The sequence below is a fragment of the Yoonia sp. 208BN28-4 genome, assembly GCF_037543925.1.
Classification (GTDB): domain Bacteria; phylum Pseudomonadota; class Alphaproteobacteria; order Rhodobacterales; family Rhodobacteraceae; genus Yoonia.
This window is the reverse complement of sequence record NZ_JBBIFY010000002.1, coordinates 733,361-746,329: the sequence shown is the minus strand read 5'-3', so window position 1 is coordinate 746,329 and position 12,969 is coordinate 733,361. Positions and strand designations below refer to the sequence as shown.

Here is a 12,969-nt window from a genome sequence, read left to right as displayed (position 1 = left end):
AAAGCTACTCTTCACCTTCATAAAGGCTGATCGGCTGCGCGGGCATGATGGTTGAGATCGCGCTTTTGTAGACCAGCTGGGATTGGCCATCGCGGCGCAGCAGAACGCAGAAGCTGTCAAACCACGTGATAACACCTTGCAATTTCACACCATTCACCAAAAAGATCGTCACAGGCACTTTGACCTTGCGCACGTGGTTCAGGAACGCGTCTTGCAGGTTTGCTTTGTCAGAGGCCATGGCACTAACCCTTCTTTTTCTTCTTTGGGGTCGCACCGCGACCGGTCATTACTGGGGCGCAGTATGTCGCGGGATATTTGGACTTTCCACCCCCAAAATCAGGTGGGGCCAAACTGCGCTATTTGCGCCAGATTTCGGGGTTGAACAACGCGATGATCGCCAGCGTTTCCAAGCGACCCAATACCATCGCCGCGGCAAGTATGCCCTTCGCCAGATCGGGGATGCCGGAATACGATACAGGCGTTTCCGCTGCGACATTGGCCAATGGGCCGGTCGTGGACAGGGCTGATACAGCGAGGATCATGGATGTTTCAAACTGCACGCCAGTCAGCGACAGCAGCAACATGACGCCCGCAATGGAAATGGCGAACAACATGAAGAAAATCCAAGAGATATAAGCGCCCTTGCGCCTGATCCGTCTGGCATCGCGGCCACCGCCACCCACCGAGGATGGATGCACAAGGCGGTCCAACTCGCGCTCGCTATGGCGGGCAAGCGCATAGACCCGCAGAAGCTTCACGCCTCCAGCCGTTGTCGCCACCCCGCCGCCGATAAGTGCTGCCCCGACCAGCAGGATACCCGCAGCCTCAAGACCCGACCAGTCCACGGTGGTCTGCCAATAGGCGGATTCGAACCCCGTGGTGGTCAGGAACGATGTCACCGTGAACAGCGCACCCCAAAACGCGGCAAAACGATCAAGCAGGGTGATGTCGTCCCCCTCCTCAATGCCCCAGACGAAGTGGCGCAGAAACAGCAGGGCCGTCGCGCCAAGTATTAAGACAAGGGCAATTCGGAACTCCGGATCGCGGCGCAGCGCGGCAGTATCTTCGGCAATCAGGCCCTGACTGAATGTCAGACGCGACAGCGCAAAGGCGAAAAAGCCGATGACCAGCAGCTCGCCCCAGAACCCCGATGCCGCGTAGTAGTAGCCGCCGATCGGTGTGATCCCCGACGTCGACAGGATCGACATGGCATGGCACAGGGCCACATAAGGCACCTCGCCCAGCATGGTGAGGCCCAGCCACAGCACAAATGTCAGCGCGATGTAAATCGGAGTGAGATAGACCGCGTAACGCGCCAACCGCTCGGACGGGTCAGGGATGCGTGCGATCTGCACGGTTTGCGTCCGGTTTTCCGCACCCGCCCCGGCGGTGGACAGTGCCCGCACCTCAAAGCCGCCAAGGTTCATCGGCGCAAAGATCGAAATCGCCGTGACCCAGACCAGTAAACCGCCCAGCCACCCGACAAGCGCGCGCCAGACATGCTGGGACGGGGTCAAACGCCCCGCCGTATCGTAAACGCTGGCACCAGTGGTGGTAAAGCTCGATACCATCTCAAACCACGCGTTGAGCAAGGTCGTGTTGCCCACGGCGACGTAGAACGGAACGGCGAACATCAGCGGCAGGACGCTAAACGCCGCGAGCAGCGCCACCAACTGGCTGCGCGCCACGCTTTCTGGTTCATAACCGGCTGTGGCCAAGGCCACCAACAGTGTCAGCGTGCCAAACAGGATCATCCCGTAAAAGAACACGCGCATGGTGTTGAAATCGCTCATGAACCATGCGTGCAACGCAGGCAGGAACATCGCCAGCGCACCCATCCCCATGAGGATGACGAATAGCGGCAGGGCTGTGATCCGCGCCAGCATCAGAAAAAGTCGATCGAGACCTGCAACAGGCGTTCCACCTCGGGCACGTCTTCGGCCAGCGCAAAGATGGTGATGACATCGCCTTCGTCGATGCGGGTATTTCCGGTAGGCTTGATCATCTTGGTGCCCTTCATCACGGCTCCGATGAGGGTGCCTTCAGGGAAGGCCACGTCCTTGATCTTCTGGCCCGAAATGGGTGATGTGCCAAGCACCTGCGCCTCGATCACCTCTGCCTCTGCATCGCCAATGGAATAGACGCTGCGCACGCGCCCGTGCCGGATATGGCGCAGGATAGACGACACGGTGGTGGAGCGCGGGTTGATATAAGCGTCAATATCAAGTGGACCCATCAGCGGCACCAGCGTCGGATCATTGATCAGCGTGATCGCCATCGGACAGCCAAGCCCCTTGGCCCGCACAGAGGCCAGCAAGTTGGTTTTGTCGTCATCTGTGACGGCCAGAACAGCATCCGCCGTCGCGATCTGCGCTTCTTCCAGCAGTCCGGTATCCAAGCCGTCGCCATGCAGCACGATGGTGCGGTCCAGTGCATCGGCCGCGTTTTCGGCGATCTCGCGGTTTTTCTCGATGACCTTGACGCGCACGCGGTCGGTGCGCGCTTCCAGTGCCTTGGCCACACCCAGACCAACGTTACCGCCGCCGATGATCACCACGCGCTCTTGCTTGGACTGGACCTTGCCGAAGATTTCCAACGTGCGGGTCATGTCCTCGGTGTCGGTGAAAAGATAGACGTCATCGCCGGGGAAAAGCTGATCGTTCGGTGAAGGGACAAACAGCGATTCCTCGCGCCGCACACCCACGACCAAAGCCCGCAGGGTCGAGAAAAGGTCGGTCAGTTGCCGCAACGGCGTGTTAATAACGGGGCAGTCTTCCTCGATCACGATGCCCAAAAGCTGCGCACGGCCTTGCATAAAGCTTTCGGTATCAAACGTCGCGGGGGCCGCAAGGCGTTGCAAGGCGGCCTCGGCCACTTCCTTTTCGGGGCTGATGACCACGTCAATCGGCAGGTGGTCGCGGCGATAAAGATCTGAATAGATCGCATCCAGATAGCTTTGCGCGCGCAGACGCGCGATCTTGCGGCGGATATCAAAAACCGAGTGCGCCACCTGACAGGTGACCATATTCACCTCGTCGGAATGGGTCGCCGCGATGATCATATCGGCGTCACGCGCACCGGCACGATCCAGAATATCGGGATAGCTGGCAAAGCCCGAAATGCCCTGCACATCAAGCGTATCTGTCGCCCGCCGCACAAGCACGGGGTTGCTGTCCACGACTGTTACGTCGTTGCGCTCGCCCGACAAATGCTTGGCGATCTGCCAGCCCACTTGCCCTGCCCCGCAGATAATCACTTTCATCGCGCGATCCTTCGTTTACCGGCCACCGATGCCAGAGCCAGTGTCATGCGTCAATCACGCCTCGCCCTCAACATAGGCCACGCGCCCGCCAGCCTTGCTGGTTGTGGCCACACCAAGCGACTTAAGCTTGCGGTGCAACGCAGAGCGTTCCATCCCGACAAACGATGCAGTGCGGCTAATGTTCCCGCCAAAGCGGTTGATCTGCGTCAGCAGGTATTCGCGTTCAAACAATTCGCGGGCCTCGCGCAGGGGCAAGGTGGCCAAACCGCCAGACAGCACGATACGCCCCTCGTCGGCGGGTGTTTCTTCGGCAGATGGCAGTTCTTTGGCAGAAATGTCGCTATTGCCCTCGCCCAGGATCAGCACGCGTTCGACCACGTTCTTCAACTGTCGCACGTTACCAGGCCACAGCATGGTTTGCAGCAAGGCGCGCGCGTCCTCGGCCAGTGCGCGTAGCGGCAGCCCCTGCACCTTGTTGAACACGCCGATGAAATGCTCGGCCAGAAGCGGGATATCCTCGCGGCGTTCCTCAAGACTTGGAACAGGGATCGGCACCACGTTCAGGCGGTGGTAAAGCTCTTGGCGGAACGTGCCTGCATCAATGTCGGCGGCCAGATCACGGTTGGTGGATGAAATGACCCGCAGATCAACCTGCACCTGATCGGCCCCGCCAACCCGCTGGAATTTCTGATCAACCAGCACGCGCAGGATTTTTGACTGCGTGCCAAGCGGCATTTCGGCCACCTCGTCAAAGTAGATGACACCGCCATTGGCTTGCTCCAGCAGGCCCTTTTCGACCCCCTTGCCATCGCTTTCACGGCCAAACAGCACCTCTTCCATGCGGTCCGGCTCAATCGAGGCGGAGTTCACCGTGACGAATGGCGCTTGTGCGCGGTTTGAATTGGCATGGATATAGCGCGCCGCGATCTCTTTGCCGGAACCCGCAGGACCGGTCAGCATGACACGCCCGTTGGATTTCGTGACCTTATCAAGCTGCGACTTCATTGCACGGAAAACGGCACTTTCGCCCAGCATATCAGCGCTGGCGCTTTCGCCGCGCTTGAGTTCCACATTTTCGCGACGCAGGCGTGACGTTTCCATCGCACGGCGGATCACGACCAATAGCTGGTCGATATTAAACGGTTTTTCGATAAAGTCGTAAGCGCCCTGTTTGATCGCTGCGACTGCAATTTCGATGTTGCCGTGGCCCGAGATGATCACCACCGGAATACCCGGATGGTCACGCTTGACCGCCTTGAGAATATCGATGCCGTCCATGTTGCTGTCTTTAAGCCAGATATCGAGGATCATCAGCGCGGGCGGCTCTTTCTCGATCTCGGCCATGCAAGCATCCGACGTGCCAGCCAGCCGCGTGGTGTAGCCTTCGTCTTTGAGAATATCCGAGATCAGTTCGCGGATATCGCGTTCGTCGTCCGTGATTAGAATATCGCCCATAAGGTCCTCCTGTTCGGCGCGCCTACGCCGGTATTTTATTGGCCTCAGCTGCGGCAGGCAGCAAAGGCAGTGTGATGATGGCACAGGCACCCGCGTGGGTGTTCCCGTCAAAGACCTCTGCATCGGTCAGGGTCAAAGTGCCGCCATGTTCTTCGATAATTTTCTTCACGATAGGCAGGCCAAGGCCGGTGCCTTTATCGCGGGTCGTCACGTAGGGTTCAAACAGCCGCGCGCGGTCTTCAGGCAGGCCGATCCCGTTGTCGCTGATGCGGATGGTGGCCTGTTCTTGAACGGCCTCCATCGTCACTGATATCTGCGGCTTCAGATCGGGGACTGTGCCATTTTCGGCAAGACTTTCAGTGGCTTCGCCCGCGTTCTTGATCAGATTTGTAAGCGCCTGCGAAATCATCGTACTGTCCACGTCTGCCAGCAGTTTGGCGTTTGGCAGATCGGCGGTGATTATCACATCGGGCTGTCCCGCCTCCTGCAAGGTCACGGCATCACGGACCAGCGTCACCAGATCATTTTCGCGCAACTCCGGCTCTGGCATGCGTGCAAACTTCGAAAACTCGTCAACAATGCGCCGCAAGTCATTAGTTTGACGGACAATTACATCTGTCATCTGATCCAGCTTGTCGCTATCCTCACCGACCTGCGAACTAAACTTGCGCTTGATCCGTTCCGCCGACAGCTGGATCGGCGTGAGCGGGTTCTTGATCTCGTGGGCGATCCTGCGGGCCACGTCACCCCATGCGGCCATACGCTGGGCGCTGACCAGATCGGTCACATCGTCAAAGGCCACAACATAGCCTTCCAGCGCCCCTTCCGCATTGCGGCGCGTAGACATGCGCACCAGCAGACTTTCCTGTTTGCCGTCGCGGATCAGGTTCACCTGTTCCTGCATCACCTCGCGGTCTTCGGCCTGCATCCGCTGGAACAATGGGTCAAACTCCGGCACGGCAACGGCCAGGACACTCAGCGTCTGATCCTGATCCACTGACAACAGCCGTTCGGCTGAGCGGTTCACAAAGGTCACACGCCCGTCCGCGTTCAGGCCAACAACGCCGGACGTGACGTTGGTCAGCACGCTGTCAAACAGACGCCCGCGGCGTTCCGTCCGGCGGTTCGTCGCGATCAGCTCGTCGCGCTGACCCTTCAGCTGGGTCGTCATCTGATTGAAGTAATGGCCAAGCTGGGCAATTTCGTCATCGCCGTCATCCTCGATCACGCGCACATCCAGATCGCCCGCACCCACGCGCTGTGACGCGCTGACCAAGCGCCCGACAGGCCGCGACAGACGCTCGGCAAACCACAGCCCCAGCCAGATCGCCGCAAGGATCAGGATCACGGCAAACCCCAAATAGAGCAAACCGAACTGGAACAGCGTGCGTCCCCGCTCGCTTTCGAGTTGGTCATATAGCGCGTAGGTCTCTTTCGTTTCGTCCAGCAGCGACAGCACCTGCCCGTCCACCTCGCGGCTGACATAAAGGAAATGATCGACAAAAGCCTCAAGCGGGATCAGCGCACGAAATTCGTCGTTCGCCGCGTCCTCGATCACGACGATGCCGTATTCGCGAGCTTCATCAAATTGGCCCGGCTCTGGTGGCTCGTAAGCGAATTCGTAGGATCGCGCGCCACGGGCGATAATCTCGCCGGCGCTATCAATAACAAATGCTTCGATCAGGCCGCGTTCGACCTGATTTTGCACTGCCCCCAACGCCTCGCGAATTTCGCCGGGGTCCATAAAGAACGTGCGCAAGCGTTCTGTGTTCAGATACGCCGCAAGCGCGCGCCCGTCGCGGGCCAGTTCCTGACGGTGCTCTTCCTCGTACGCCTGCGCCGTGGACAAGGACGTGGACACCACGTTGCGCACACGTTCGGAAAACCAGCCTTCAAGCCCTAGATTGATCGACAGCATCGCAAAGATTGCCACCAAGACCGTGGGGATGAGCGCCAGAAGCGCGAACACACCCGTCAGGCGCAGGTGCAGACGTGATCCCGCTGATTTCGCACGGCGCGCCGCGATCATGCGGGCGACGCGGTAGAACACGGCGGCAGCCACGGCCAGAATATAGATCAGATCAAGCAGCAGGATCAGCCGCAGCGCATTTGACGATGACGACTGATCAAGCGGCCCCAGTGTCAGGAACGTGAGCACGGCCAAGACCGGCCCAAGCGTCACCAGACCAAGGGTCATTGCGTTTTGCACATGCCTTTGGCGCCGCCAACGGCTGAAACGCTTGAAATTGATGCCCAAGAGGGAACGCTGCACGCGCATTGCCCTGTTTTCAGGCGGGGTGCCCCCCGCGATACCGCCGTTTTATGTGGTCCTGCCGGGGCGCGTCTTTGCAGATGCGACTCCGGGGCCACGGTTATGTTGCGGTTTTACATCAATTTGCGGCGGCGTGTCACGCTTATATCGAGATCGGTGATCTTCTTGCGCAGGGTATTGCGGTTTATTCCAAGTAAATCAGCACATTTCGCCTGATTTCCACCCGTAGCATCCAGCGCAATTTCGATTAGCGGCGACTCAATTTCGCGCAAAATTCGGTTATAAAGCCCCGGAGGCGGCAGAACCCCGCCGTGCAGGTCAAAGTAACGCCGCAGATGCCGTGCGACCGAAGCTGACAGTTTGTCACCATCGCCCCCCGCCCTGAGCGGTTCCATCGCGGGCTGTTCGCCCAGCACGGTTTCCACCTCGGCGCGGCCAATGTCCTCTTGCGATCCGGTAAATACCAGACGCCTGACAGCGTTTTCCAACTGGCGCACGTTACCCGGCCAGCTATAGGCCCGCACCAGATCAAGTGCGCCATCCGACAGGCTGCGTGCAGGTGCGCCGTCGCGGGCTGCGCGGTTCAGGAAGTGCGTGGCCAAGAGAGGAATGTCATCCACCCGCGATCGCAATGGCGGCACGGCAATGGTTACACCGCCCAACCTATAGAACAGGTCTTCGCGAAACGTGCCGTCATCCAGCAACGCGGTCAGATCGGTCCGCGCTGTCGCCATAATCCGTGGTGCCGTATCGCTGAGTGCGTCCAGCATCCGCACAATCCGCCCTTGCGTGCCTTGATCCAGATCACCAACTTCATCGAACAAGAGCGTTCCGCCCTTGGCCCGTGAGAGCACCGTGCCCGGTCCGTCCATTCCTTGCAGATCGGCGACAGAGGCCACCACGAATGGCAGGTTCCGGCGGTCCGAAAAATCGTGGATCGCGCGCGCAATCAGCGATTTGCCCGTACCGCTTTCTCCAGTGATCAACACCGGCATGGTCGTGTTCATAACCTGCGCGACAAGACGATAAAGCCCCTGCATCGCAGGCGTGCGCCCGACCAGCGGCAGGTCCGATCCTGCGTCTGCCGGCGCCGTGGCCGCACCTGCGGGCATCACGCGTCGTTTTACCTCAAGCGCTTTTGCGGCGCGTTTCATCAGATCGGGCAGATCAAACGGCTTGGGCAGGTAATCGTAAGCCTCGGCCTCGGTTGCCTGAATGGCCGTCATGATAGTGTTTTGGGCCGAAATGATGATCACCGGCAGACCGGGCCGCGCTGCTGTGATCTGCGGCAATTGATCCAGCCCGTTCCCGTCAGGCATCATCACGTCCGAGATCACAAGGTCGCCCTTGCCCTCTTCCACCCAACGCATCAGCGTCACCAAAGATGACGTAGCGTGCACTTTGCACCCTGCCCGCGTCAGCGCCTGTGTCAGAACCGTGCGGATCGTGCGATCATCATCAGCGACCAGAACCGTGCCGTCCATCATGTCTCTCCTGTTGTCTTAGCGTCTTCGGGCACCAGCGGCAGGGACACGCGGAACACCGTGTGGCCGGGGGTGGAATCGACCGAAATCCACCCGCCCATGTCGCCGATCAGTTTTGAAACAAGCGCCAGACCAAGACCGGTCCCGTTCTCGCGCCCCGAAACAAAGGGTTCAAAGATATCATTTGCAATTTCAGCTGGCAAACCGGGGCCGTCGTCCACGATCTCGATCTGGAGCGGCAGCCGTGCCTGCGATCCGTCGGATTTGGTGATCCGCAAGGACGTGTCGTAAAAGCTGCGCAGCCGGATTGAACCGCCGTCGCCGCCCACCTCGGCCGCGTTTTTCAAAAGGTTCAGGATTACCTGCAAGAGCTGATCATTATCCACATATGCTGGCGGCAGTGACGGGTCGTAGTCCTCGATTAGCAGCATATGCGCCGCGAAACCGACAGAGGCCGACTGCCGCGCACGATCAAGCACATCGTGAATGTTCACAGGGCGCAGCGCAGGCGGGCGCAGGTTGCCGAACTGTTCAACCTGTTCAAGCAGTTTCACGATCCTGCGGCTTTCCGCGACGATCAGGTCGGTCATTTCCAGATCTTCTGGCGTGAGGTTCATCGACAGCAGTTGTGCAGCACCCGTGATGCCAGCCAGCGGGTTCTTGATCTCGTGAGCCAGCATTTCGGCCATGCCAATCGCCGATTTGGCAGCTTTGCCCGAATTTTGGTTTTGCACCATCCGGCTGGCAATCTCGCGCGGGCTGATCATCACAAGCATGTGCCCGTCTGCCCCCTGTAGCGGTGCAATCTGGATGTTGCATTGCATCGGGGCGCGCATGCCCGATCCGACATCCACGTCATTCACAAAGAGCGATGATTTGTTCTTGCGCGCGCGCGCAAACGCCCCTTCCAATGGTGCGTCAATCATCACCTTGTCCCAGACACTTGCCCCCGTCAGGCCCTTGGCCGAGATATTCAGGAAGCTTTCTGCCGCGGGATTGATCCGCGCGATTGTGTCGTCAGGATCAAGCAATATAGCCGGAACCGGTAGCGATGACCAAAGGGCTGCATCAAAGATCATGCGGCCACCTGCGGCGCTGTGATCAAAGCATCGGGTAGCATCCGGTGCACCTCTTGCGGGTCTTTCGAGGTCAGGATGCGGCGGCGCAATGCGGGGTCTGTGGCGCATTCATCCATGTACCACCCAAGATGTTTGCGCGCGACACGGCGACCCAGATCAGGGCCGTAAAAATCCAACATCGCTTCGTAATGGTCAGACACCAAACGGATCAGGTCACGCCCCTGCGGCGCATCTGGCGCGGGCTGACCGGCCATTCTGGCCGCGATCTGCGCAAGCAGCCATGGTCGGCCCTGCGCACCACGTCCGATCATCACGCCATCGCCGCCGGACAAGTCCAGTGCTTTGCGTGCCGACGCCAGATCGACGATATCACCGTTGGCGATGACGGGAATTGATACGGCGTCCTTGATCGCAGCGATGGCCGCCCAATCAGCTGCCCCTTTGTAAAACTGGCAGCGCGTGCGCCCGTGGATTGTAACCAGCTGGATACCGGCGGCCTCGGCGCGGGCGGCCACGTCAGCGGCATTCAGGAAGGCATCATCCCACCCCAGCCGCGTTTTCAAGGTCACAGGGATATCAACCGCATTCACCACCGCCTCGATCAACGTCAGCGCGTGGTCGGGATCACGCAGCAGTGCGGACCCCGAATAGCCGTTTGTCACCTTCTTTGCGGGACAGCCCATGTTGATGTCGATAACTGCCGCGCCGTTGTCCGCGACCATGCGCGCGGCCTCGGCCATCCAGTAGGCATCGCGACCTGCGATCTGCACAGCTGTCGCGGCCTGATCATAGCCAAGCTCTGCCCTTTCGCGCACGCCCGGTTTGGCCTGCACCATTTCCTGACTTGCCACCATCTCGCTCACCACCCAGCCCGCGCCAAAAGACGCGACAAGCTGCCGGAACGGCAGGTCAGTGATGCCAGCCAAAGGGGCCAGCACCACAGGAGGCGCCTTGGTCATCAGATCGGGAAACGGGTACAGCAACGAAAAGCAGACTTTCTGGAAAAGTAGAACATGCGAAGCCATAGCCGATCGCCGGAAGAGTCACAAACCTTTCACGGTCAATTTTTGGGCGGAAAACTGCATGCGCCTAAATTTTAGGCAGCAACTGGCAAAGGGAAGAGAATTGCGTGCGACAGGACAAAGGCTTACACCAATTCCAGACAGCCGACGGGACCCGCAGATGAGCATTGCCACGATCATTGTTGCCGCTGGAAAAGGCGAACGCGCGGGCGGTGATGTTCCAAAACAGTGGCAGATGATAGCCGGCCAACGGGTGATCGATCATACCATCGCGGCTTTCACCGATCTTGGGCCGGTTGTTATTGTCGTCAGCGCTCAGGACCATGATCGGGCCGTCGGCTTTTCTGCGTCAGGTCATATCGTTGTGCAGGGCGGTGCGACACGCGATGCGTCGGTCAGGGCCGGTCTGGCTGCACTTGCCGACATTGCGCCGGATCACGTACTGATCCACGACGCCGCAAGACCACTTGTCAGCACTGCAACGATTGCTGCCGTTTGCGAGGCGCTCAAAACATCGGTAGCCGCAGCACCCGCCCTGGCCGTCACAGACGCGCTGTGGACAGGTGCGGACGGGCAAGTCACCGGCACAAAGGAGCGCGATGGCCTGTATCGCGCCCAGACACCGCAAGGCTTTCACTACAAGGCGATTGTCGACGCGCACGCGGCGCACGATGGTCCAGTCGCCGATGATGTGGCTGTCGCCCGCGCGGCAGGGATTGCGGTTGCCATTGTGGACGGTGACGACGACAATCTGAAAATTACAACTCCGGCCGATTTCGCCCGCGCGGAACGCCATATGCAGGGGCGCAATATGGATATCAGACTTGGCAACGGATATGACGTGCATCGTTTCGGACCGGGCGACCACGTCTGGCTTTGCGGAGTCAAAGTGCCGCACGACCGCAGCCTTCAGGGACATTCTGACGCCGATGTGGGCATGCATGCCGTGACCGATGCCATTTATGGCGCGCTTGGGCGCGGAGATATCGGGCAACACTTTCCGCCAAGCGACCCGCAGTGGAAAGGTGCCGCCAGCCATATCTTTCTGGAACACGCCTGCGCATTGGCGCGGGAGTTGGGATTTAGCATCAGTAACGCCGATTGCACATTGATCTGTGAGCACCCGAAGATCGGCCCGCACGCCGCTGATATGAAAGCAAAAATGGCAGATATCATGCAGATGGAGACCGACCGGATCAGTGTGAAGGCCACGACGTCCGAAAAGCTGGGCTTTACGGGTCGTGGTGAGGGAATCGCGGCGATTGCCACCGCGACGCTGGTGAAGACATGAGCCACCTGATCGCCACCTTCTTTTACGTGGGTCACCTGCGCCCCGCGCCGGGCACATGGGGGTCGCTCGCCGCCTTGCCCGCAGCCTGGCTTATCGCCACGCTCACGGGGTTCGCCGGACTTTTGCTGGCAACGATCCTTGTGTTCGCCATAGGATATTGGGCCACGAAAACCGAAACGCACGGCAAGGCCAATCATGACCCGTCAGAGATTGTGATTGATGAGGTCGCAGGCCAGTGGGTCGCGCTGCTGCCCGTGGTTTATGGGGCCGCGATGATGCAGGCCGATTTGCTGGCTCTTTATCCCGGCTGGATCGGGGCCTTTGCGCTGTTCCGGCTGTTTGACATTACAAAGCCGTCGCTCGTGGGCTGGGCGGATCGCAGGGATGATGCTTTGGGCGTTATGCTCGACGATATCATCGCCGGGGTCTTTGCCGCGATTGGCGTGGTCGCTCTGGCTGCTGTGGCTCACGGTCTGATGCGGGTGATCTAGATGACCGCGCAGCTTGCCCAAGATGTGTTGACCGCCTGCAAGGCCAAAGGCGTGATGATCGCAACGGCAGAAAGCTGCACTGGCGGGCTGATTGCAGGTGCTTTGACAGACATCGCGGGCAGTTCTGCGGTGTTTGACCGCGGGTTTGTGACCTACAGCAATGCCGCGAAGGTCGATATGCTGGGCGTTGATGCAAACGCAATCGCGGATCATGGCGCAGTATCGCCGCAGGTCGCAGCCCAGATGGCGATGGGCGCGCTCAATCGATCACAAGCCACGGTCGCTATCTCCGTGACAGGGGTTGCGGGACCGGGCGGCACGGCGGCCAAGCCCGAAGGTATGGTCTGCTTTGGCATCGCTACCGCCAAAGGGCATCACACTGAAACCATGCAGTTCGGCGCCATCGGACGGCACGAGGTGCGCAGGGCAACAGTCGCGCACGCCTTGTCGATGATGCTGGCACAGGTCGATTCACTGTCGGCTAAAAATTAGGCATCGCCATCTGCGACAGCCCATTTGACGTGCAATACGGAAACTGGCGCAGTTTTCAGCAGTCAAAATGCAGATTGCCACTTCTGTAAGCAGCCGTTTTCCGGTCCATCCCCCCGAGACA

11 protein-coding genes are annotated in these 12,969 nt (G+C 59.5%); 3 read left to right on the top strand and 8 right to left on the bottom strand.

The window, feature by feature from the left end; genetic code table 11:
* Positions 1-4: 4 nt before the first annotated feature.
* The 8 genes from hfq to dusB all read right to left on the bottom strand — a co-directional run bounded on the left by hfq (position 5) and on the right by dusB (position 10,511).
* Positions 5-238, bottom strand: a complete 234-nt coding sequence (hfq, locus tag V8J84_RS09925) for an RNA chaperone Hfq (protein ID WP_056031573.1) — start codon at positions 236-238, stop codon at positions 5-7.
* Between the two features lie 118 nt (positions 239-356).
* Positions 357-1,886: a TrkH family potassium uptake protein gene (locus tag V8J84_RS09920; protein ID WP_339930576.1), complete on the bottom strand. Its 1,530-nt coding sequence runs from the start codon at positions 1,884-1,886 to the stop codon at positions 357-359.
* A complete protein-coding gene (gene trkA / locus V8J84_RS09915; protein WP_339930574.1) occupies positions 1,886-3,262 on the bottom strand; it encodes a Trk system potassium transporter TrkA in 1,377 nt (458 codons plus the stop codon). Before trkA ends, V8J84_RS09920 begins: the two co-directional genes overlap by 1 nt.
* Before the next feature lie 54 nt (positions 3,263-3,316).
* Positions 3,317-4,717, bottom strand: coding sequence for a nitrogen assimilation response regulator NtrX (gene ntrX / locus V8J84_RS09910; RefSeq protein WP_339930572.1), 1,401 nt, complete (start codon positions 4,715-4,717; stop codon positions 3,317-3,319).
* 22 nt (positions 4,718-4,739) lie between these two features.
* Positions 4,740-6,914 carry a sensor histidine kinase NtrY-like gene (locus V8J84_RS09905; RefSeq protein WP_339930570.1) on the bottom strand — a complete coding sequence of 725 codons (2,175 nt, stop codon included), beginning with the start codon at positions 6,912-6,914 and terminating at the stop codon, positions 4,740-4,742.
* Positions 6,915-7,102: 188 nt separating this feature from the next.
* Complete coding sequence (locus V8J84_RS09900; RefSeq protein ID WP_339930723.1) at positions 7,103-8,473, bottom strand: response regulator; 1,371 nt, start codon at positions 8,471-8,473, stop codon at positions 7,103-7,105.
* Positions 8,473-9,552, bottom strand: coding sequence for a two-component system sensor histidine kinase NtrB (locus tag V8J84_RS09895; RefSeq protein ID WP_339930568.1), 1,080 nt, complete (start codon positions 9,550-9,552; stop codon positions 8,473-8,475). The genes V8J84_RS09900 and V8J84_RS09895 overlap by 1 nt, the downstream gene beginning before the upstream one ends.
* Positions 9,549-10,511, bottom strand: coding sequence for a tRNA dihydrouridine synthase DusB (dusB, locus tag V8J84_RS09890; RefSeq protein WP_339930566.1), 963 nt, complete (start codon positions 10,509-10,511; stop codon positions 9,549-9,551). Before dusB ends, V8J84_RS09895 begins: the two co-directional genes overlap by 4 nt.
* A gap of 223 nt (positions 10,512-10,734) precedes the next feature.
* Between dusB and V8J84_RS09885 the strand changes: the two genes are divergently transcribed.
* The 3 genes from V8J84_RS09885 to V8J84_RS09875 are packed head-to-tail and all read left to right on the top strand — an operon-like array spanning position 10,735 to position 12,848.
* Positions 10,735-11,865 (top strand): bifunctional 2-C-methyl-D-erythritol 4-phosphate cytidylyltransferase/2-C-methyl-D-erythritol 2,4-cyclodiphosphate synthase, encoded by a 1,131-nt coding sequence (locus V8J84_RS09885; RefSeq protein ID WP_339930564.1) that lies wholly within the window; start codon positions 10,735-10,737, stop codon positions 11,863-11,865.
* A complete protein-coding gene (locus V8J84_RS09880) occupies positions 11,862-12,356 on the top strand; it encodes a phosphatidylglycerophosphatase A family protein (protein ID WP_339930562.1) in 495 nt (164 codons plus the stop codon). Before V8J84_RS09885 ends, V8J84_RS09880 begins: the two co-directional genes overlap by 4 nt.
* Positions 12,357-12,848, top strand: coding sequence for a CinA family protein (locus V8J84_RS09875; RefSeq protein ID WP_339930560.1), 492 nt, complete (start codon positions 12,357-12,359; stop codon positions 12,846-12,848).
* Positions 12,849-12,969 lie beyond the last annotated feature (121 nt).